The following is a 20,146-nucleotide window of genomic DNA, read 5'->3' on the forward strand; positions in this document are numbered from 1 at the left end:
GGGTTCGCGGTCACGGGTTCTCCGGTTGCGGGGTGGGGCGCCTGTCCTGCCCCGCGCGGGGCCGCGCGGGGTGCGGGCGCTACCGTACCCGGCCTCCGGCGCCGGAATCAGCGGGCTCCTCCAGCAGGACCACGTCCAGCAGGGAGCCCGCCTCGGCGGAGGTGGTCCCCTCGTCCAGCACGATCAGGCAGTCGGCCCGCGCGAGGGCGCCCACCAGGTGCGACCCGGCGCCGCCGACCGGCGTCACGGTGCCCGGCCGGCCGCTGCCGTCGGCCGGGGGCCGGTAGCTGCCGCGCAGGAACTGCCGGCGGCCGGCGGGCGAGCGCAGCGCGGCCGTGGTCACGGCCCGCACGACCGGCCGGTGCACCCGGCCGGCGCCCATGAGGGTGCGGATGGCCGGCCGGACGAAGAGCTCGAAGGAGACGTAGGCGCTCACCGGGTTGCCGGGCAGCGCCAGCAGCGGCACGCCCGCGCCGGGGCCGATCCGGCCGAACCCCTGCGGCTTGCCGGGCTGCATCCGCAGCCGCCGGAAGTCGACCTCGCCGTACTCGGCGAGGACCTGCTTGACCACGTCGTACGCCCCGACGCTGACCCCGCCGCTGGTGACGACCAGGTCGGCGCTGCCCGCCAGCTCCTCCAGGACCGCCCGCAGCGCGGCGGGGTCGTCGGGGACGGCGCCCACACGGCGGGCGTCCGCGCCGGCCTCGCGGGCGGCGGCGGTGAGGGCGTAGCTGTTGGACTCGGAGATCTGCCCGGGGCCGACGGGCTCGCCGGGCGGCACCAGCTCGCTGCCGGTGGACAGCACCGCGACCCGGGGCCGCGGGCAGACGCGGACCGTGGCGCGGCCCACGGCGGCCAGCAGGCCGATCCCGGTGGGGCCGAGCACGGTGCCCGCGGTGAGGACGGTCTCGCCCGCCGCCACGTCGCTGCCGCGGCGGCGCACATGGGCTCCCGGCGGCACCGGGCGGAAGACCTGGACCTCGGCCGAGAGGCCGGCCGCCATGCGGTCGGCGGCCTCCGGGCCGCCGCTGCCGCCGTCGGTCCACTCCACGGGGGCCACGCCCTCCGCGCCGGGCGGCAGGGGCGCACCGGTCATGATCCGGACGGTCCGGCCGGAGGAGACCACCGGGAGCTCCCCGGTCCCGGCCGCGACGTCGCCGACGACGGAGAGCACGGACGGGTAGCGGTCGGTGGCGCCGTCGGTGTCGGCGCTGCGGACCGCGTAGCCGTCCATGGAGCTGTTGTCGAACGGCGGCAGGTCGCCCGCCGCCACCACGTCCTCGGCGAGCCGGCAGCCCTGGGCGTCGAGCAGCGGCAGCTCGACGGGCGGCAGCGGCCGCACGGACGCGAGGACGTCGGCGAGGTGCTCGTCCACCGACCACATGCGGGCGGCGGGGGCGGCGGGCGGGGCCTGGTCCTGTCCGCCGGTCCGGTCCCGCCGCGCCTGCCGCCCGCCCCGTGGGCCGTCGTGCGCCGCGCCTGCCGTTCCGTCCGTGGACCCTGTCATCGCCTCGCCGCTCCCGCCGCCCGTCATGCCTTCGTCCTCGTCCCGCGCGGACCTGCCGCGCCCCGCGCCCCGCCCCGCACCGTGGGCCGGACCGGGCCCGTCACGCCTGCAGCTCGGTGGAGGCGAACTCCTGGAGCCAGGCGCGGAAGTCGGGGCCCAGGTCCTCACGCTCGCACGCCAGCCGGACGATGGCACGGAGGTAGTCGGCGCGGTCGCCCGTGTCGTAGCGGCGGCCCTTGAAGAGCACGCCGTGGACCGCTCCGCCCGTGTCCGCGCTGCGGGCGGCGAGGGTGCGCAGGGCGTCGGTGAGCTGGATCTCGCCGCCGCGGCCGGGCTCGGTCTCGCGCAGCACCTCGAAGACGGCCGGGTCGAGGACGTAGCGGCCGATCACGGCGTAGCCGGAGGGGGCGTCGGCGGTGTCGGGCTTCTCGACGAGGTCGGTGACCCGGACGACCTCGCCGTCCTCGCCGGAGCCCTGCCACCCTATGGGCTCGACCGCGGCGCAGCCGTAGAGGTGGATCTGCTCGGGGTCGACCTCGATCAGGGCGACGACGGAGCCGCCGAGGGCCTGCTGCACCTCGATCATGCGGGAGAGCAGCGGGTCGCGCGGGTCGATGAGGTCGTCGCCGAGCAGGACGGCGAAGGGCTGGCCCGCCACGTGCTGCTCCGCGCAGAGGACCGCGTGGCCGAGGCCCTTGGGGTCGCCCTGGCGGACGTAGTGCATGGTGGCGAGGGTGCTGGACTCGCGGACGCGCTCCAGTTTGGCCTCGTCGCCCTTGCGGGTGAGCTGCTCCTCGAGCTCGTAGTTGCGGTCGAAGTGGTCCTCGAGGGCGCGCTTGTTGCGACCGGTGATCATGAGGACGTCGGAGAGGCCGGCGGCCGCCGCCTCCTCGACCACGTACTGGATGGCCGGTTTGTCGACGACCGGCAGCATCTCCTTCGGGGTCGCCTTGGTGGCGGGGAGGAAGCGGGTACCCATTCCGGCGGCGGGCACCACGGCCTTGGTGATGTGAGGGCGGGCGTTGGTCATGCGGAGACTCTACTGAGGTGCGGAAACACCCAGATGAGCATGGTCTGATTTTGTGATGAGAGTGTGCCCGTCCGTGGTCGTGAGGCCTCCCCGGGACGGCGCCGGGGTGGGCGGCAGGGGCCGCCTGCGACTGCCGGGGGCACGCCTGGCCCCGGCGAGGGACCGGTCGGCGGCGCGCAGCAGGGTCGCGGCGTGATCTCCGTCACCCGGCAGCACCGCGACGCCGGCGACGGCGGTGAGGCCGCTGCCGCCCAGCCGGGAGCGGCCGGCGGGGCCGTCGCCGGACAGGCCGTCGCCGGACAGGCCGCCGGCCCGGCCCGGGGGGCCGTCGGCGGTCCGGACGGGGGCCGCCCCCGGGGCCCCGCCGCCGTCGGGGCCGCCGGGGAGGGGGAGCCGGTGGCGGCGCACCGTCCAGCAGAGGCGCTCGGCGACCTGGGCGGCCCCCTCCCTGCCGGTGTCCGGCAGCAGCACCAGGAACTCCTCGCCGCCGTAGCGGCCCAGGGTGTCGGTGCGGCGGACCTCCACGGCGAGGCGCTGGGCGAGGTCGCGCAGCGCGGCGTGGGCGCGGGGGTGGCCGTGGGCCTCGCTGATCGCCCCGAAGCCGCCCACCTCCAGCAGGACCAGCGCCATCGGACGGCCGCTGCGCAGGTGGCGGTCGATCTCGCGGTCGAGGGTGAGCTGCAGGTGGCGGTAGTTCCCCACGCCGGTGAGGGGGTCGGTGGCGGCACTGCGCTCCAGTGCGGCGCGGGCGGACTCCAGGTCCAGCACCCGGCGCCCGAGCTCGGCGGCGCGGGCGGCGGCCCGGCGCTGACCGCGGCGCAGCCGCAGCGCGGTCCCGGCGAGGGCGGCGGAGGCGGCGCACGCGGGCACGCTGAGCGCCGCCAGGGCCTGGACCAGCACTGCCGTGCTCATACCGCCGCCTCCCGGGGTCGCCCTATCTTGTCGTGCTCATACCAGAGTGATGCCCCTACCCCGTCTTCGCAGCCGTACCGCCGAAACGGCAGACCCGTCGGCCGGCCGACCGGCCGACCGTCCGGCGCACGGACCCGCGTACGGGCCGGCGCGGCAGACTGGGCCCGGACGACGCCCGGACGTCGGTGAGGAGCACCGGACCATCCATGGACAACGAGAAGACCGCCCTGAGGTCACGGCTGCTGGCGCGCCGCCGCACAATCCCCGCGGCGGAGCGGGGCGCGGCGGCGCGGGCGTTCGCCGAGCGGGTGCCGGAGCTGCTGGCCGCGGCGGACGCCGCGGGCGGGGGGACGGCGGGGACAGGAAGGCGGCCGACGGTGGCGGCCTACGCCTCGGCGGGGACGGAGCCCGGCACCCGGCTGCTGCTGGAGGCACTGCGCGGCCGGGGGATGCGGGTGCTGCTGCCCGTGCTGCTGCCCGACGACGACCTGGACTGGGCGCTGTACGACGGACCGGACGGGCTGCTCCCGGCGGGGCGCGGCCTGGTGGAGCCCGCCGGGCCGCGGCTGGGCCCGGAGGCCGTGTGCGGGGCCGGGGCCGTCCTGCTGCCGGGGCTGGCGGTGGACCGCCGGGGCCTGCGGCTGGGCCGCGGCGGGGGCAGCTACGACCGGGTGCTGGCCCGGCTGGCGGCGTCCGGGTCGCGGGCGCGGGCGGTGGTGCTGCTGTACGACGGCGAGGTGCTGGACGAGGTGCCGGCCGAACCGCACGACCGGGCGGTGGACGCGGCGGTGACGCCGTCGGGCGTGCACGCCTTCGGCTGACCCGGGACCGGGCGGGGACGCCCGTGGGGGCCCTCCGGCGGAGGGCCCCCACGGGCGTCGGGCGGGTCGGGCGGGCGGGCCGTCAGCCCCGGGTGAGGACCAGGCGGTCCTTGGCGGCCTTCTTCACCGCGTCCGCGGAGAAGGCCCAGGGCAGCAGCTGCCCGTCCTTCCACAGCTCGGTCTGGTCGTTGTAGTGCGGGTGGAAGGCGTGGCCGGAGGCGCCCCCGACGTTGATCCAGCGGGAGGCGTCGAGGTTGCTGAGGTCGACCACCATCCGCATGGAGGGGATCCAGTCCACCTGGTAGCCGGCGGCGGCGTTCCAGCCGGCCGCGTCCACCGCGGCGGAGCCGCCGGACAGCTCGTACGGGCCGCGGTTGAGCAGCCGGTGCACCAGCCCGGAGGCGACGGAGGAGTCGTCGCTGCCCAGGGTCTGCTCCTTGAGGGTCAGCGTGTGCAGGCGGCCCCAGCTCCAGGTGGAGACGTCCTTGCTGAGCTTGGAGGTGAGCTCCTGGCGGGCGTCGGTCATGGCCTGGAGCAGCAGCGCGTCCCGGCCGTGGTGGACCCGGCCGTAGACGTCGGTGTAGTCCCACCAGGGGCTGTCCGGGTTCTTCAGCTGCTGCCGGACCACCTCCGTCCAGCGGTCGCCGCCGTCGGGCTGCGCCTGCGAGGGCTCGCGGGTGCCGCACTCCTGGACGAGCTTGGGCTTGCCGCCCACGGCGTCGTCGGGGAGGTTCTGGTCGGACTTCTGCTCGACGAGCTGGCAGTCGCCCTCGGCCCGCAGGTCGGCGGGGAACTTGTCGCCGAAGGCGCGCAGCAGCAGGTTGCGCCAGACGCCGTTGTAGAAGGCGGCGGCGGCCGAACCGGCGTCCTGGTGGTAGTTCCAGTCCTTGAGCAGGTCCTGGGCCTCGCGGACGTAGGAGTCGCCGACGCGGGTCCGCAGCAGGTAGGGCACGAGGGTGCGGGCCATGACGCTGGTGTTGTCCAGCTGCATGTCCTGCATGTCGTCCGGGGAGATCCGGCCGCCGTTCCTCAGCTTCCCGTCGATCAGGTCGGTGATCTGCCGGGCGCGGGTGCCGTACTCCCAGTCCTCGGTGAGCCGGTACCGGTACGTCGGGTCGACCACGGCCTGGTTGGCGGTGACGATGTAGCCCTCCGGCGGGTTCTCCGCCCACGGCAGGGCGGAGAAGGGGATCCAGGCGTCCTGCTGCCGGGCGTCCTTCTTCCAGCTGTAGGCCGGGTCCCAGCCCGGGGCGGGGTAGGTGCCGTCGAAGCCCTTGGCGCGGATCGGGACGAGGCCCGGCGCCTGGTAGCCGATGTTGCCCCGGGTGTCGGCGTAGACCAGGTTCTGCGCGGGGACGGCGAAGTCCTTCGCCGCGGCGCGGAACTGGGCGAAGTCCTGCGCCCGGTCCAGCTCGAAGACGGCGTCCATGGTGTTGGAGGGGGTGAGGGCCGTCCACTTCAGGGCGACGCCGTAGCCGGTGACGCCGCGGTCGGGGGCCGCGTCGCCGACGGGGGCGTACTTGCCGACCTTCTGGTCGGACTCGCTCTGGTCCGAGATCAGCGGGCCGTTGTTGGTCTCCCGGACGGTGATCTCGACGTCCTTGCCGCCGGCGACCTTGATGACCTCCCTGCGGACGGTGAAGGGCCTGTCCCTGCCGTCGTAGAGGTAGGTGCCGGGGCCGGTGATCTTCTCCAGGTAGAGGTCGGTGACGTCGGGTCCGAGGTTGGTGAAGCCCCAGGAGATGCTCTGGTTGTGACCGATCACGACGCCGGGCATGCCGGAGAAGGTGAAGCCGGCGGTGTCGAAGGGGCAGGAGGCGTCCACCGAGCGGCAGTGCAGGCCCATCTGGTACCAGACGGACGGCATGCCGGGGCCGAGGTGCGGGTCGTTGGCCATCAGCGGCTTGCCGGTGGTGGTCCTCTTCCCGGAGACCACCCAGGAGTTGGAGCCGATGCCCTGGCCGGCGGGGCCGAGGAGCTGCGGCAGGCGGTCGGCGGTGCCGGAGAGCGAGGTGAGCAGGCCGGAGACCTCGGCGCGGGCCTGAGTGGTGCGGGTCCGGGGGGTGCGGGACGCGGCGCCGGAGGCGGAGGTGCCGGTCGCGGAGGTGCCCGGCCCGGAGGCGCCCTGCCCGGCGGTGCCGGTCGGCGCGGCGCCCGGGGCGGTGCCGGCCGACCCGGTGGCGCTCCCGGTCCCGGTCCCGGTCCCCGTCCCGGCGGCGGTGCCCGGCGGCAGGTACCGGCCGTCGGCGGAGACGGTGCCGGTCTTCAGGATGGTGCCGTTGCGCTGGTACGGGTAGTCCGGGTACAGCTGCTTGATCTGGTCCGCCGTGAAGTCCTGGCTGAGCAGCGAGCGGTCGATCTCGTCCTGCATGTTGCCGCTGAGGTCCCAGGCCATCGCCTTGAGCCAGGCGACCGAGTCCACCGGCGTCCACTTCTCCGGCGTGTAGCTGCCGTTGACCGCGCCCAGCAGGGTGTACTCCAGGGAGGCGGAGGAACCGCCGGGGTGCTTCGCCAGCCAGGCGTTCACCCCGTCCGCATAGGCCTGGAGGTACTTCTTGGTCGTCGCCGACAGCTTGGTGTCGTACTCGGCCCTCGCGACCCGGGCCCAGCCCATGGTGCGCAGGAAGGCGTCGGTGTCCACCTGGCCCTTGCCGAACATCTCGGACAGGCGGCCGGAGGTGATGTGGCGCCGGACGTCCATCTCCCAGAAGCGGTCCTGGGCGTGGACGTAGCCCTGGGCGCGGAAGAGGTCCTCGGGGCTGTCGGCGTAGAGCTGGGGGATGCCGTGGGCGTCGCGCTCCACGTCGACCGGGCCGGACAGGCCGGGGACCGGCACGCTGCCGGAGACCTGCGGGTACGAGGCGCGGACGGTCCGCACGCCGAACCAGCCGCCGGCGCCGAGTCCGGCGACGAGCAGCAGGACCAGCACGATCACGATCAGGCGGGCGCGCCGGAACTTCTTCGAGCGGGGCATCTGTGTCCTTGGCAGAGGTCCTCTTCGGCGTACCGTCCGGGCGTGCCGGACAGGGGCCACCCTAGGCGGGGCGGTCGGACCGGTACGCACGCGGGGTCAGAGGGAGGCTACCGGGCCCGCGTGACCACTCCACCCTTCACCAAGGAAAGGTAAACTGTTAGGCTGTATAACGATCCTCTTCCCAGGCGTGCCCTTCCGCCCACACCCACGACAACCAGCGGGGTGCCACTGCGTGACCGTCGACCGCCTCAACCTGCTGCTCCTGGTCTTCGCGGCCATCATGATCGTCGCGATGGCGGCCGTCCGGCTGGCCACCCGCACCGGCCTGCCCAGCCTGCTGCTCTACCTCGGCATCGGCGTCGCGATGGGGCAGGACGGACTGGGCGTGCGCTTCGACGACGCCGCGCTCACCCAGGTCCTGGGCTACGCCGCGCTGGTGGTGATCCTGGCGGAGGGCGGCCTCGGCACCACCTGGCAGGCGATACGCCCCAGCCTGCCCGCCGCCGGCGTCCTCGCCACGGCGGGCGTCGGCGTCAGCGTCCTCGTGACGGCGGCGGGCGCGCACTGGCTGGTCGGCCTGGACTGGCGGCTCGCGCTGCTCATCGGCGCGGTGGTCTCCTCCACCGACGCCGCGGCGGTCTTCTCCGTGCTGCGGCGCATCCCGCTCCCCCGGCGGGTCACCGGCCTGCTGGAGGCGGAGTCCGGCTTCAACGACGCCCCCGTGGTCATCCTGGTCGTCGCCTTCGCCACCACCGAGCCCCTGGAGCCCTGGTACGTCCTGCTCGGCACCATGGCCGCCGAGCTGGCGATCGGCCTCGCCGTCGGCCTCGCCGTCGGCCGGCTCGGCGCCCTCGGGCTGCGGCACGTCGCCCTGCCCGCCTCCGGCCTCTACCCCATCGCGGTGCTGGCCCTGGTCGTCCTCGCGTACGCGGGCGGCGCCCTGCTGCACGGCTCCGGCTTCCTCGCCGTGTACGTCGCCGCGGTGGTCCTCGGCAACTCCCGGCTGCCGCACGGCCCCGCGGTCCGCGGCTTCGCCGACGGGCTGGCGTGGGTCGCCCAGATCGGCATGTTCGTCCTGCTCGGACTGCTCGTCACCCCGCACACCATGCGCGACGCGGTGGTGCCCGCCCTCGTGGTGGGCCTGGTGCTGGTCTTCGCCGCCCGGCCGCTGTCCGTCGTGCTGTCCACCGCGCCGTTCCGCACGCCCTGGCGCGAGCAGGCGCTGCTCAGCTGGGCCGGGCTGCGGGGCGCGGTGCCCATCGTGCTGGCCACCATCCCGCTGGTGGCGGACGTGCCCGGCGCTCGGCGGGTGTTCAACGTCGTCTTCATCCTGGTCGTCGTCTTCACCCTGCTCCAGGGGCCGACGCTGCCCTGGGTCGCCGCACGGCTGCGGATCTCCGACGACACCCTCGGCCGCGACCTCGGCATCGAGTCCGCACCGCTGGAGAAGCTGCACGGCCACCTGCTGTCGGTGGCCCTGCCCGAGGGGTCCCGCATGGTCGGCGTCGAGATCGGCGAGCTGCGGCTGCCGACCGGGGCGGCCGTCACCCTCGTCGTCCGGGGCGGGCAGAGCTTCGTCCCCGGCCGCACCACCGTGCTGGCCCCCCGGGACGAACTGCTCGTGGTCACCACCGACCAGGTCCGCGACGCCGCCGAGCGGCGGCTGCGGGCCGTGGACCGGGGCGGCAAGCTGGCGGGCTGGCTCGGCGTCCGTACCTGACCGGCGTCCGCAGCTCACCGGCTTCCGCAGCTCACCGGCGGCCGGGCCCGGCCGGGCGGTTCGTTACCATGGCCCGACGTACGACCACGACTGGACTCTGCAACATCCGCCTGATGCAGAGCCGGCGCGACCGCCCGGCGGCCGCGGTCCGCTCGACGGATCCGGTATCTACCCCGGTCGACGCACCTGAGGACGGCTCTCGGTGCGCCCCGGGGGTTCGCCGTGCGCGGGTCCGGGGCGTACTACCAGGCGGCAGGAAGGACCGACCGTGACGGTTCGCCGAACGGTCGACAGGACGGGCGGCGCGGGCCCTGCGGGCGGCACGGGCACCCCGGACGGCGCGGGCACCCCGGACGGCACGGGCACCCCGGACGGCATGGGCAGGACGGGCTACGGCGCGCTGCTGCGCACCCCCGGCGCCTGGGCGTTCCTCGTCCCCGCGTTCGCCGCCCGGCTCCCCTACGCGATGCTCACCATGGGCGTCGTGCTGCTGGTGCACCGCACGCACGGCTCCTACGGGACCGCGGGCGGCGTCGCCGCGGCCGCCGCCGTCGCCCAGGCCCTGGCCGGGCCGCAGACCGGGCGGCTGGCCGACCGGTACGGGCAGGCCGCGGTGCTGGTCCCCGGGGTGCTGCTGCACGCCGCGTCCACCGCCGCGCTGACCGCGCTGGCCCTCGGCCGCGCGCCGGTGTGGGCGCTCTTCGCCGCCGCCGCCCCCGCGGGCGCGACCGTGCCGCAGATCGGCGCCATGGTGCGGGCCCGCTGGGTGGCGCGGCTGGACGGCGGCCCGCTGCTGGGCACCGCCTTCGCCTTCGAGTCGGTGACGGACGAGTTCACCTTCGTCGTCGGCCCGGTGCTGGCCACCGCGCTGTGCACCGGCGTCGCCCCGGCCGCCGGGCTCGCCGCCGAGGCGGCCCTCACCGTCGCGGGCGGCCTCGCCTTCGCCGCGCTGCGCCGCTCCGCGCCCGCCCGGCACCCGCGTCCGGCGGGCGGCGGCCGGCGGGCCTCCGCGCTCGCGGTCCCCGGGGTGCGGCTGCTGGTCCTGGCCTTCCTCGGCGTGGGGTCGGTCTTCGGCGCCGTGCAGGTGTCGGTGACGGCCTCGGCGGGCGAGGCGGGGCGGCCCGGCATGAGCGGGACCGTCTACGGCGTCTTCGCGGTCGGCAGCATGCTGGCGGGGGTCCTCTACGGGGCCGTGCCGTGGCGGCGGCCGCCGCACCGGCGGATGCCGGCCGCCTACCTGGCGATGGTGCTGGGCTGCTCGGCGCTGTGGGCGCTGCCGGACCTCACCGCGCTCGCGGCGGGCGTCCTGGTCTGCGGGCTGACGGTCGCCCCGAACCTCATCACCGGCTACACGCTGGTGGAGTCGCTGGTGCCGGCCGGCGCCAAGACGGAGGCCTTCACCTGGCTGACCGGCGCCATCGGGCTCGGCCTGGCGGCCGGGTCGACGGCGGCCGGGCAGCTGGTCGACGCGGTGGGCGCCCGGGCCGGGTTCCTGGTGCCGGTGGCCGGCACCGGGGCGGCCCTGGCGGTGCTGCTGGTGCTGCGCGGGCTGCTGGAGCCGGGACCGGCGCCGGGCCGCACGGTGGCCCGCGGGACGGGTGCCGGGGGACGGCCGGCCGGCAGGGCGGGCGCCGGGGCCGCGGGCACCGGCACGACGCAGCTCACACCTGCCGCGCTGGACTGATCGCCGGGAATGCCGCATCATTGAGGGTCGTTAGCACTCACCAGGTAAGAGTGCCAGGAGGAAGCAAGTGCCGACGTACCAGTACCAGTGCACCGAGTGCGGCAGCGGCCTGGAGGCGGTGCAGAAGTTCACCGACGACGCGCTGACCGAGTGCCCCCAGTGCCAGGGCCGCCTTCGGAAGGTCTTCTCCGCCGTGGGCGTGGTCTTCAAGGGCTCCGGCTTCTACCGCACGGACAGCCGCTCGTCGTCGAGCTCCTCGGTGGGCTCCGCGTCCACCTCGACGCCGGCCTCCTCCGGCGACTCCGGCGGTTCCGGCAAGGCTGCGGCCAAGCCCGCCGCGAGCAGCACCCCGGCGTCCGGCGCCTCCTCCGCGGGCAGCACCTCCGCCGCCTGAGCGGCGGCACGGCACGGCGGTCCCGGCACGCCCGGGGGCCGCACGCGCGGCAGGCACTCCGAGGCCCCGCACCCCCTCCGGGGCGGTGCGGGGCCCCTGGTGCGTCCGGATAGGCTTCCCGCCATGGCGGACACCAGCAGCACCCCCACGGCCGCGGCGGGCCCCGCGGACATCGCCCCCGTCGAGGTGGGCGTCCTCGGCGGCTCCGGCTTCTACGCGTTCCTCGACGAGGTCACCGAGGTGGTCGTCGACACCCCCTACGGACCGCCCAGCGACTCCCTCTTCGTGGGCGAGCTGGCCGGGCGCCGGGTGGCGTTCGTCCCCCGCCACGGGCGCGGCCACCACCTGCCGCCGCACCGCATCAACTACCGCGCCAACCTGTGGGCGCTGCGCTCCCTGGGCGCACGGCAGATCCTGGGCCCCTGCGCGGTGGGCGGCCTCCGCCCCGAGTACGGCCCCGGGACGCTCGTCGTCCCCGACCAGTTCGTGGACCGCACCTCGGGCCGGCTGCAGACCTTCTACGACGGCGTGCCGCTGCCCGACGGCACCGTCCCGCGGGTGGTCCACGTCTCCTGCGCCGACCCCTACTGCCCCGCCGGCCGGGCGGCCGCGCTCGCGGCGGCCCGCGCCTCGGACTGGGAGCCGGTGGACGGCGGCACCCTGGTCGTCATCGAGGGGCCGCGCTTCTCCACCCGCGCCGAGTCGCGCTGGTACGCGGCACAGGGCTGGTCGGTGATCGGCATGACCGGGCACCCGGAGGCCGTGCTCGCCCGTGAGCTGGGCCTCTGCTACACCTCGATCGCCCTGGTCACCGACCTCGACGCCGGGGTGGAGACCGGGGAGGGCGTCACCCACGAGGAGGTGCTGGCCGTCTTCGCGGAGAACCTCGGGCGGCTGCGGACGGTGCTCGCCGAGGTGGTCAGGGGCCTGCCGTCGGAGCGGGACTGCATCTGCGCCCACGCGCTGGACGGGCTGGAGACCGGCCTGGGGCTCTGAACCCGGGGGTCCGGGAGCGGGGCTCGGACCGGCGGCTCGGGGCCCGGACCGGCGGCTCGCGGCTGGGACCGGGGCTCCGGGTCCGGGGCGGACGGCGGGGCCTCCCGGCCTCCCCTTCGGGGGGACGCCTGTCAAGCGGAAGGCCCACACCTCACCCCCCGGGGTGAGGCGGGTCGTCCACACCCCGGGTCTGTCCACAGGCTCCGGGGGCGGGGATGCGGGGGCCGCCGATCGGGGCCACCGTGGCGGGGCGGTCGTCACCGGCCGCCCGGTCCGGCCGCCCGGACCGGCTCCTCCCGCGAACAGGTGGTGTGACGGCCCATGACCGCGTTCCACGGCACGTTCCCCGCGTCCCCGCGCCACGCGGGCGTCCGCAGCGGGGTGCCCGGGCCCCCGTCCGAGGTGCCTCCCCGCCGCCCCGTACCGCGCTTCCCGCCGGTCCGGGCGGGCTGCGGCGGGCTGTACCGGCTGGGGCGGGCCGTGCGCCGCAGTCCCGCGCCGCTGGCGGCCGGCCTGCTCGCCACGGCGGCGGCCCTGGCGTCCGGCGCCCCGTCCGGGGCGGCGGCGCCGGACGGCGGAACCCCCTGCGCCCCCGCGCCGGGGGCCGTCCACGACGGCGGCCGCCGGTGAGGCCGGCGGGTGGTGCGGCCGGGCGTGCGGTCCGGGCCCTCCGGGTGGCGGGGGCTGGGTCAGCCGCCGTGGTGCGGAGGCTTCTGGCTCAGGTACCACTCCAGGTCGCGGCCGCCGGAGGCGCGCGGGGCCGACTCGCCCCAACCCGCGTCCGTGTCGTCGGAGGTCTGCCGGTCCAGCGGGTCGTCGAAGACCAGGCCGGCCGGGGGGCGGGGCCGCGACCGGTCCTCCCGGCGCGCCCGCGCCTCCTCCTGCCCCTGCTGTCCGTCCCCGCCGCGGTCGTCGCTCATGCTGCCGGTCCCGTTCGTGTCGTCCATGCCGTTCGTGCCGTCCGTACCGCCGTCGCCGCCCGCAGGGGCCGGGCCGCCGGTGCGGGCCGCGGGCACCCCGGCCCCTCCGCTCCCCAGCCTAGGCGTCCCCTCGCCCCGGACAGCGCGGAGCCCCGGTGCGCGGGGCGCGCACCGGGGCTCTCCGCAGGGCGGTCAGGCTGCCTCGAAGCCCGAGTGGTGGGCCATCCGCTTGAGCTCGGCGAGGGCGTGCTTCTCGATCTGCCGGATGCGCTCGCGGGTGAGGCCGTGCTGCTTGCCCACCTCGGTGAGGGTGCGTTCACGGCCGTCCTCCATGCCGTAGCGGGAGCGGATGATGGACGCGGTCCGGTCGTCGAGGCGGCCGATGAGGTCGTCCAGCTCCTCCCGGCGCAGCATCACCAGGACGGCGTCCTCCGGGGAGACGGCCGCCGTGTCCTCGACGAGGTCGCCGAACTGCGTCTCGCCCTCGTCGTCGACCGACATGTTGAGGCTGACCGGGTCGCGGGCCCAGTCCAGCACGTCCTTGACGCGCTCCTCGGTGGAGCCCAGCTCGGCGGCCACCTCGGCGGGCTCCGCCTCGCGGCCCAGCTCCTTGGACTTCTCCCGCTGGACCCGGCGGATCCGGCCGAGCTCCTCCACCAGGTGGACGGGCAGCCGGATGGTGCGGGACTGGTCGGCGATGGAGCGGGTGATGGCCTGGCGGATCCACCACGTCGCGTAGGTGGAGAACTTGTAGCCCTTGGCGTAATCGAACTTCTCGACCGCCCGGACCAGGCCGGCGTTGCCCTCCTGGATGAGGTCCAGCAGGGGCAGGCCGCTGCGGGGGTAGCGTCGGGCGACCGCGACGACCAGGCGCAGGTTGGAGCGGATGAAGACGTCCTTGGCGCGGTCGCCGTCCTCGGCTATCGCCCGCAGTTCGTCCTCCCCGACGCCCTCCGGCAGGACGCCCGCGTCGAGCAGGTGCTCGGCGTAGACGCCGGCCTCGATGCGCAGGGACAGCTCGACCTCCTGGGCGGCGTCGAGCAGGGGGGTCCGGGCGATCTCGTCGAGGTACATGCCGACGAGATCGCGGTCGGCCTCACTGTTGGCCGGGCGGGCGGTGCGCGCCCGGTCGGCCTTGTCGCGAACGACGGCACGGGTGGCCATGCGTACTCCCTTGCTTCCGGTGCCTGCTTGCCTTCCTGTGACGGCGCGGACCGGTCCCGGCCCCGCGTCGACGTAACGATTCAACGAGCAGAATCCGGACATCATTCCCAACGTTCCCGATTCCCCGGGGAGATGCAGTACCCTGCCGATCCTCCCCGGAAAGGTGGACGCGGAGTCACCTTCTGCTCACGATCGGTCGACCGGTTCCGTCCCGCGCAGGGCGCCTACCCCCGGCGCCCTCACCGCACGTCAGCTTCCGGACGGGTCGCGGCCGTAGTCCGCCAGCTTCGCGGCCGCCTCCTCCAACTGCCCGGCGTCCAGGGTGCGGGGCAGTCCCGCGGCGCGGGTGCGCAGGTACACGTCGCAGAGCCACTCCAGCTGGAGCGCGAGCCCGTACGCCTCGGGGAGGCCGGCCGCCGCGGTCACGGCGCCGTGGTTGGCCAGCAGGCAGCCGCGGCGCCCGCCCGCCAGCGCCGCGGCCACCCCGGCGGCGAGTTCGGGGCTGCCGTAGACCGCGTAGGGGGCGATCCGCAGCGGGCCGCCGAACATCGCGGTGTAGTAGTGCACCGGCGGCAGCTGCGAGAGCCCGTCGAGGCAGGCGGCGGCGGTGGCCGCCGGCGAGTGGGTGTGGACGACCGCCCCGGCGCCGGTGGCGTCGTAGGCGGCCAGGTGGAAGGGGAGCTCACTGCTGGGCGGCAGCGGCGCCTCCACGGGGCTCCCGTCGAGCCGGTGGACGCCGACAAGTTCGGGGGTCAGGTCGTCGTAGTCCACGCCGCTGGGGGTGACCGCCAGCAGTCCGCCCTCGCGGACCGAGAGGTTCCCGGCCGTGCCGACGACCAGGCCGTCGGGCCGCAGCCGCCGGGCATGGCGGACGACCTGGGCGCGGGCCTCGGCGAGCAGCACGTCTCCCCCTGCGGGGTCGGGGCCCGTCGGCGGGGTGCGGGGGCCGGTCTCTGCGCAACTCCGGGCGCCGTCCCCGGGTTCCCCGGGGCCGGCCCGGTCCCCGCCCCCGTCCGGCTACCGGCCGCCGTCCGCCCCCCGACCGCCGTCCGGCTCCGGACCGCCGATCGGCTCTCCGATGTCGGCGGCCGTCACCCGCTCCAGGCGGGGCTCGCCGCCCTCTCCCCGCCGGGCCCGTTCCAGCAGCAGCCTTCCGCTGCGGCCCCGCAGGGACAGGGTCATCACCTGGTTGCCGAAGTAGGGCCCGGCCAGGCGGTCCCAGCGGACCGGGGTGGGGGCGAGCCGGCCGTGCCGGGCCAGCAGCGCGCCGATGCGGCGGGCGGTGCGGCTCCAGCCGAAGCGGAAGGCCAGCCGGATCGGGGTCGGGACGCTGTTGTGCACCGGCGAGCAGGTGAGCTGCAGGAGCCGGGCCCGGGGCGCCGGGCCGCTCCGGGGGAACGCCTCGGCGAGGTAGGCGTGGTGCACGTCCCCGGAGAGCACGCAGACGCTCGCCGGCCCGTCGGGGGCGTCGGCCCGTTCGAGGAGCAGGTCGGCGAGGGCGTCGAAGGAGCGCCGGAAGGCCGCCCAGTGCTCCAGGTCCCCCGCGCGCCGCAGCGGCTCGGACCGGGCCGCCCACCACGGTCCGCGGACGCCCGCGCACAGGGCCTCGTTCCACGACTCGACGTCGTGGACCGCGGGCGGCAGCAGCCAGGGCAGGGAGGCGCCGACCAGCAGGTGGTCGCACTCCCCGTCGGCGGCCTGCTCGGCGATCCAGTCCAGCTCCTCCCGGCCGACCATGCCGCGGTCGCCCTCGGTGAGCACCCGGCCCGCCCTGGAGTCGATCATCAGCAGCCGGGTGCGTCCGAAGTCCCGCCGGTAGCTCCACCGCACCCGGCCCTTGGCCCCCTCCTCGTCGGGCAGGTCCGCCTCGCCGTCCGCCCGGCGGGCGTGGGCGCGCACCAGCTCCGCGCAGTCGCCCGTGTGGGAGCGGACGGCGGCGTACAGCTCGTCGGCCTCCAGGTCGTCCGGGGCGAGGTTGCCCAGGTGCTGGTAGATCCAGTACGAAGCCAGGCCGCTGGTCACCCGCTCCGCCCACCAGTCGGTGGCGGCCATGTCGCGGCGCCAGGAGGCGGAGGTGTTCCAGTCGTCGACGATGTCGTGGTCGTCGAAGATCATGCAGCTGGGGACGGTGGAGAGCAGCCACCGGATGTCCGGGTCGAGCCAGCTCTCGTAGTAGAGGTGGGTGTACTCCTCGAAGTCCGCCACCTGGCCGTGCGGGGGCTTCGCCAGGTCGCGGCGGCCCGCCAGCCACGCCTGGGTGGGCTCGGAGGTCTCGTCGGCGTACACCTGGTCGCCGAGGAGCAGCAGGCCGTCGGGCCAGTCCGCGGTGTCCGGACGGGCGGCGAGGCGCTGCGCCAGGGTGTCCAGCGCGTCGGGGTCGAGCCGGGAGCCGTCCGTGCTCGGCGGGGAGGCCCAGCGGCAGGAGCCGAAGGAGAGGCGGAGCGGGCGGTCGGCGCCCTCGGGCGGCAGGGTGCGGATCCGGCTGGGAGGCAGGGCGGAGTCCTCCGGCGGCCAGACCTGCACGCCGTCCAGCTCGACCCGGTAGGTGCTGGTGGTGCCGGGGCGCAGGCCCCGGAGCACGGCGAGGGCGTAGTGGTGGCCGGCGACCTCCCAGGTGCGGGCGGTCGCGGTCACGGCTCCGGCGGCCGCGCCGCCGGTCCGCGCCCGCTGCCCGGCCGCCTCCTCCGGTCCCGCCGTCCCCTCCGGTCCCGCCGCTCCCCCGGCCCCGGGGCCCTCCCCGGGCCCGGCCGCCCCGTCCGTGCGGACGGCGACCTCGCAGGGCCCCGCGGTCTCCACCCACACGGTGGCCGAGTCGCGGTCGACGTACCGCAGCAGCGGCCCCAGGACCAGTCCGGGCATGGGCTCCCCCACCTCTCCTCCTGCGGACCGCCGCAGCGGCGGTCCGGTCTGCGTGGCGGTCCGAGCGGCTGCCCGCCGTCGGCGGTCGGCATGCCTGCAGCCGGGGAACCGGCGGCGTGGGAACCGGCGGCCGGCTCCCGGCCCGCCGGGTGCCCGGCAGCCGGGGGGCCGGTGGCCGGGGGGCCGGCGGCCGGGGTGTCAGCGGTCGACGATGCGGTCGAAGTGCGTCGTGGTGTGGCGCAGGGTGGCCCGCAGCTCCTCGCCGACGGTCGGCGGGGCGGTCTCGCCGGGCACGAAGAGGAGGCTGACCTGCATGTGCGGCGGCTCGGCGAAGGCCGCCTTGCGGCCGGCCCAGGTGAAGGGCGACGGGGTGCGGTTCACGGTGGCGAGCCCCGCGCGGGCGAGGTTCTTGGCCCGCGGAGTGACACCCTGCATGTACTTCGGCGCCTCCAGCCCCACGCCGTGGGCGGTGCCGCCAGCCACGACCACCAGGTGGCCGTCGACCGGCGCCTTGAGCTGGCGGTAGCCGTAGCGGTCGCCCTTGGCCAGCGGGGTGACGTCCAGCACGGTGCCGCGGCAGTCCAGCGCGTCGTGGTCGCCCAGCCAGAGCCGGGTGCCGATACGGGGACGGAAGTCCAGGCCCGGGTGGAGTCCGCGCAGCCGGCCGATCTCGTCGGCGGACAGGTGGCTGACGTAGACGGCGGGGATCGGCAGTCCGGCGGCGGAGAGCCGCGTGACCCAGTCCGAGCACTCCTGCACGGGGTCGTAGTCGTCGGGACGGTCCAGCGGCAGGTGCAGGGCGAAGCCCTCCAGCCGCACGTCGTCCAGGGCGGTGGCCAGCTTGGCCACGTCGTCCTCGCCGATGCCGTGGCGGCGCATGCTGGTCATGCACTCCACCACGGCCCGGCGGCCGACCAGCGCCCGCACCCCGGCGACACTGCCGACGGTCCGCACCACGCGGCCGGGCAGCGGCACCGGGTCCTCACCGATCCGGTAGGGCGTGAGCACCAGGACGTCGCCGCCGAAGTACTCCACGGCCTCGGCCGCCTCGTAGGCGGTGCCGACCGCCAGCATCGGGGCGCCGAGCAGGGTGGCCTCCTCGGCCAGCCGGCGGTTGCCGAAGCCGTAGCCGTTGCCCTTGGCCACCGGCACGAGGCCGGGGAACGCCTGCAGCACGGACTGCTGGTGGGCGCGCCAGCGGGCGGTTTCCACGTAGAGCGAGAGCGCCATCCTGGTGTGCCTTCCTGCGGTGGAGACGGGGTGCGGGGAGACGGGGTGCGGGACCGCCGGCCGTCAGCGGGCGACTGCTCGACTCGTCATATACATGTCGAAGGCCTTCTGCAAGACCTTGCTCAGCGGGAAGTCCCACTCGCCGAGGTACTCCGCCGCCTGGCCGCCCGTACCCACCTTGAAGCGGATCAGGCCGAAGAGGTGGTCGTCCTCGTCCAGGGTGTCGCTGATGCCCCGCAGGTCGTAGACGTGGGCGCCCATGGCGTGCGCGTCGCGCATCATCTGCCACTGGACGGCGTTGCTCGGCTGGACCTCGCGCTTGCGGCTGGTCGAGGCGCCGTAGGAGTACCAGACGTGGCTGCCGGTGCGCAGCATGGTGGTGGCCGCCAGCACCTCCCCCTCGTGCGAGGCGAGGTAGAGCCTCATGCTGTCGGGGGTCTCGCTGTTCATGGCCTTCCACATGCCCTGGAAGTACGACAGCGGGCGCGGGATGAAGTGGTCCCGCTCGCCGGTCTCCCGGTAGAGCTCGTGGAAGAGCGGCAGGTCCTCGAAGCGGCCCAGGTGGACCTGGACGCCGGCCTTCTCGCTCTTCTTGATGTTGCGGCGCCACTGCTGGTTCATGCCCTTGAGCACGTCGTCCATGCTGCGGCCGGCCATCGGGACCTGGAAGACGTAGCGCGGCTGGCCGGCGGAGAAGCCGCCGCCGTCCTCGTCGTCGTTCTGCAGCCAGCCCATGCGGCGCAGCCGGTCGACGACCTCGAAGGCGCGCGGTTCGTACGCGCTGGCCTCGACGTCGCGCAGCCGCTTGGCGGTCTTGCCCGCGATGGCCTGCTTGATGGTCTCGGCGTTCCAGCGGCGGATGACCACCGGCGGTCCCATCTTGACCGAGAAGGCCCCCTGCGCCTTCAGGTGCGCCAGCATCGGCTGCAGCCAGCGCTCCAGGTCCGGGTCGAACCAGTTGATCACCGGGCCCTCGGGCAGGTAGGCCAGGAAGCGCTTGAGCTTCGGCAGCTGCCGGTACAGCACCAGGCCGACGCCGACGAGGCGGTTCTGCTCGTCGAACCAGCCGATGGACTCAGGACGCCACTCGGCCTTCACGCCGCCCCACGCGGGCACCTGCATGTGGCTGGCGGAGGGCAGGCTCTGGATGTAGGCCAGGTGCTCCTCGCGGCTGATGGTGCTCAGGCGCAGGCTCATGGGTCGCGAGCTCCTCGTGCGGCAATGGTGATCGGTGTGAGCCTACCTGCCGCTGCCCCGGACCCCGTAGGGACGGAGGGGGCTTCTCCGCCGGGCGGGGCAAGCCCGGCGGCGGGGGGCGGCTCAGGGGACGACGGTGACCGGCCAGCGCCCGGCCTTGACCAGTCGCACCGCCACCGAGCCGACGATGCGGTGCCCGGCCCGCTCGGAGGCGCCGACGACCACGGCGTCCGCCTTCAGCCGGTCGGCCGTCGCCACGATGCCGGTGTAGGGGTCGCCCGGGAAGGTGTGGAACTCCCAGCGGAAGTGGTCGGGGTCGCCGAAGCGCGCCACCGCCTGCCGGATGTACTGCAGCAGGTCGTCGGCGACCTGCCGGCCGGCCTCCAGGAGCGGGCCGCCCACGCCCGCGGCCACCGCGGACGCCACCGGCTGGACGTAGACCAGGGCCAGCAGCGCCCCCTGCCGGCGGGCCAGGCCCGCGGCGTAGGCGGCGGCGCGCCAGGAGGAGTCGGAACCGTCCACCCCGGCCAGGATGGTCTTGGGACCGTCCATGCCGTACTCGAAGCCCTGCCCGCTGCCCGCTGCCTCAGCCACGGGCCGAGCCTACCCGCGCGGGGGCCGCCGCACGGCACCGCACGGCCCCGGCACCGGCACCGGCACCGGCACCGGCACCGGACGGTCCATGCACCGCGGGACGTCCGCCGCTCCGGCCGGGGTCGCGGCGGGGTCACGGCGGGG

General features: G+C 75.7%; 17 protein-coding genes. 6 read left to right on the top strand and 11 right to left on the bottom strand.

Going from position 1 to position 20,146, the window contains the following annotated elements:
* Positions 1 to 79: 79 nt before the first annotated feature.
* The 3 genes from glp to LO771_RS31095 all read right to left on the bottom strand — a co-directional run bounded on the left by glp (position 80) and on the right by LO771_RS31095 (position 3,449).
* Positions 80 to 1,507, bottom strand: a complete 1,428-nt coding sequence (gene glp / locus LO771_RS16625; RefSeq protein WP_374228185.1) for a gephyrin-like molybdotransferase Glp — start codon at positions 1,505 to 1,507, stop codon at positions 80 to 82.
* 100 nt (positions 1,508 to 1,607) lie between these two features.
* Positions 1,608 to 2,537: a UTP--glucose-1-phosphate uridylyltransferase gene (locus tag LO771_RS16630; protein ID WP_230653122.1), complete on the bottom strand. Its 930-nt coding sequence runs from the start codon at positions 2,535 to 2,537 to the stop codon at positions 1,608 to 1,610.
* A gap of 9 nt (positions 2,538 to 2,546) precedes the next feature.
* Entirely contained in the window at positions 2,547 to 3,449 is a 903-nt protein-coding gene (locus LO771_RS31095; RefSeq protein WP_304944827.1) for a GGDEF domain-containing protein, read from the bottom strand.
* A gap of 206 nt (positions 3,450 to 3,655) precedes the next feature.
* Here LO771_RS31095 and LO771_RS16645 point away from each other — a divergent pair, with 206 nt between their 5' ends.
* Entirely contained in the window at positions 3,656 to 4,270 is a 615-nt protein-coding gene (locus LO771_RS16645; RefSeq protein ID WP_230653124.1) for a 5-formyltetrahydrofolate cyclo-ligase, read from the top strand.
* A gap of 82 nt (positions 4,271 to 4,352) precedes the next feature.
* Here LO771_RS16645 and LO771_RS16650 read toward each other — a convergent pair whose 3' ends face one another.
* Positions 4,353 to 7,244 (bottom strand): penicillin acylase family protein, encoded by a 2,892-nt coding sequence (locus tag LO771_RS16650; protein ID WP_230653126.1) that lies wholly within the window; start codon positions 7,242 to 7,244, stop codon positions 4,353 to 4,355.
* 232 nt (positions 7,245 to 7,476) lie between these two features.
* On the opposite strand from LO771_RS16650, the gene LO771_RS16655 reads away from it, so the two are divergent.
* The 5 genes from LO771_RS16655 (at position 7,477) to LO771_RS16675 (ending at position 12,668) form a co-directional block, all read left to right on the top strand.
* Positions 7,477 to 8,964: a potassium/proton antiporter gene (locus LO771_RS16655; protein ID WP_308188926.1), complete on the top strand. Its 1,488-nt coding sequence runs from the start codon at positions 7,477 to 7,479 to the stop codon at positions 8,962 to 8,964.
* A 376-nt stretch (positions 8,965 to 9,340) separates the two neighbouring features.
* On the top strand, positions 9,341 to 10,648 hold the full coding sequence (locus LO771_RS16660; protein WP_230653280.1) for an MFS transporter: 1,308 nt from the start codon (positions 9,341 to 9,343) through the stop codon (positions 10,646 to 10,648).
* A gap of 67 nt (positions 10,649 to 10,715) precedes the next feature.
* Positions 10,716 to 11,042 carry an FmdB family zinc ribbon protein gene (locus LO771_RS16665; protein ID WP_230653128.1) on the top strand — a complete coding sequence of 109 codons (327 nt, stop codon included), beginning with the start codon at positions 10,716 to 10,718 and terminating at the stop codon, positions 11,040 to 11,042.
* Positions 11,043 to 11,165: 123 nt separating this feature from the next.
* Entirely contained in the window at positions 11,166 to 12,038 is an 873-nt protein-coding gene (locus LO771_RS16670; RefSeq protein ID WP_230653130.1) for an S-methyl-5'-thioadenosine phosphorylase, read from the top strand.
* A gap of 321 nt (positions 12,039 to 12,359) precedes the next feature.
* Positions 12,360 to 12,668 (top strand): hypothetical protein, encoded by a 309-nt coding sequence (locus LO771_RS16675; protein ID WP_230653131.1) that lies wholly within the window; start codon positions 12,360 to 12,362, stop codon positions 12,666 to 12,668.
* A 59-nt stretch (positions 12,669 to 12,727) separates the two neighbouring features.
* Here the strand turns inward: LO771_RS16675 and LO771_RS16680 are convergent, their stop codons facing one another.
* The 7 genes from LO771_RS16680 to LO771_RS16710 all read right to left on the bottom strand — a co-directional run bounded on the left by LO771_RS16680 (position 12,728) and on the right by LO771_RS16710 (position 19,960).
* Positions 12,728 to 12,985: a hypothetical protein gene (locus LO771_RS16680; RefSeq protein WP_230653133.1), complete on the bottom strand. Its 258-nt coding sequence runs from the start codon at positions 12,983 to 12,985 to the stop codon at positions 12,728 to 12,730.
* A gap of 165 nt (positions 12,986 to 13,150) precedes the next feature.
* Positions 13,151 to 14,122, bottom strand: a complete 972-nt coding sequence (locus tag LO771_RS16685; protein ID WP_230653135.1) for a sigma-70 family RNA polymerase sigma factor — start codon at positions 14,120 to 14,122, stop codon at positions 13,151 to 13,153.
* A gap of 249 nt (positions 14,123 to 14,371) precedes the next feature.
* Positions 14,372 to 15,025 carry a class II aldolase/adducin family protein gene (locus LO771_RS16690; protein ID WP_230653138.1) on the bottom strand — a complete coding sequence of 218 codons (654 nt, stop codon included), beginning with the start codon at positions 15,023 to 15,025 and terminating at the stop codon, positions 14,372 to 14,374.
* A gap of 114 nt (positions 15,026 to 15,139) precedes the next feature.
* Positions 15,140 to 16,981, bottom strand: coding sequence for an alkaline phosphatase D family protein (locus tag LO771_RS16695; protein ID WP_230653140.1), 1,842 nt, complete (start codon positions 16,979 to 16,981; stop codon positions 15,140 to 15,142).
* Between the two features lie 198 nt (positions 16,982 to 17,179).
* Positions 17,180 to 18,211, bottom strand: coding sequence for an alanine racemase (locus LO771_RS16700; RefSeq protein WP_230653141.1), 1,032 nt, complete (start codon positions 18,209 to 18,211; stop codon positions 17,180 to 17,182).
* Between the two features lie 63 nt (positions 18,212 to 18,274).
* On the bottom strand, positions 18,275 to 19,408 hold the full coding sequence (locus LO771_RS16705) for a peptidoglycan bridge formation glycyltransferase FemA/FemB family protein (RefSeq protein WP_230653143.1): 1,134 nt from the start codon (positions 19,406 to 19,408) through the stop codon (positions 18,275 to 18,277).
* Positions 19,409 to 19,531: 123 nt separating this feature from the next.
* A complete protein-coding gene (locus tag LO771_RS16710) occupies positions 19,532 to 19,960 on the bottom strand; it encodes a universal stress protein (RefSeq protein ID WP_230653282.1) in 429 nt (142 codons plus the stop codon).
* Positions 19,961 to 20,146: the final 186 nt, after the last annotated feature.

Source organism: Streptacidiphilus sp. ASG 303, assembly GCF_020991365.1.
Taxonomy (GTDB): domain Bacteria; phylum Actinomycetota; class Actinomycetes; order Streptomycetales; family Streptomycetaceae; genus Peterkaempfera.

Excerpts from the sequence above, each read along its gene's own strand:
- glp (WP_374228185.1), bottom strand. The coding sequence starts at position 1,507 with ATGACAGGGTCCACGGACGGAACGGCAGGCGCGGCGCACGACGGCCCA.
- LO771_RS16630 (WP_230653122.1), bottom strand. The coding sequence starts at position 2,537 with ATGACCAACGCCCGCCCTCACATCACCAAGGCCGTGGTGCCCGCCGCC.
- LO771_RS31095 (WP_304944827.1), bottom strand. The coding sequence starts at position 3,449 with ATGAGCACGGCAGTGCTGGTCCAGGCCCTGGCGGCGCTCAGCGTGCCC.
- LO771_RS16645 (WP_230653124.1), top strand. The coding sequence starts at position 3,656 with ATGGACAACGAGAAGACCGCCCTGAGGTCACGGCTGCTGGCGCGCCGC.
- LO771_RS16650 (WP_230653126.1), bottom strand. The coding sequence starts at position 7,244 with ATGCCCCGCTCGAAGAAGTTCCGGCGCGCCCGCCTGATCGTGATCGTG.
- LO771_RS16660 (WP_230653280.1), top strand. The coding sequence starts at position 9,341 with ATGGGCAGGACGGGCTACGGCGCGCTGCTGCGCACCCCCGGCGCCTGG.
- LO771_RS16670 (WP_230653130.1), top strand. The coding sequence starts at position 11,166 with ATGGCGGACACCAGCAGCACCCCCACGGCCGCGGCGGGCCCCGCGGAC.
- LO771_RS16675 (WP_230653131.1), top strand. The coding sequence starts at position 12,360 with ATGACCGCGTTCCACGGCACGTTCCCCGCGTCCCCGCGCCACGCGGGC.
- LO771_RS16680 (WP_230653133.1), bottom strand. The coding sequence starts at position 12,985 with ATGGACGACACGAACGGGACCGGCAGCATGAGCGACGACCGCGGCGGG.
- LO771_RS16685 (WP_230653135.1), bottom strand. The coding sequence starts at position 14,122 with ATGGCCACCCGTGCCGTCGTTCGCGACAAGGCCGACCGGGCGCGCACC.
- LO771_RS16695 (WP_230653140.1), bottom strand. The coding sequence starts at position 16,981 with ATGCCCGGACTGGTCCTGGGGCCGCTGCTGCGGTACGTCGACCGCGAC.
- LO771_RS16700 (WP_230653141.1), bottom strand. The coding sequence starts at position 18,211 with ATGGCGCTCTCGCTCTACGTGGAAACCGCCCGCTGGCGCGCCCACCAG.
- LO771_RS16705 (WP_230653143.1), bottom strand. The coding sequence starts at position 19,408 with ATGAGCCTGCGCCTGAGCACCATCAGCCGCGAGGAGCACCTGGCCTAC.
- LO771_RS16710 (WP_230653282.1), bottom strand. The coding sequence starts at position 19,960 with ATGGACGGTCCCAAGACCATCCTGGCCGGGGTGGACGGTTCCGACTCC.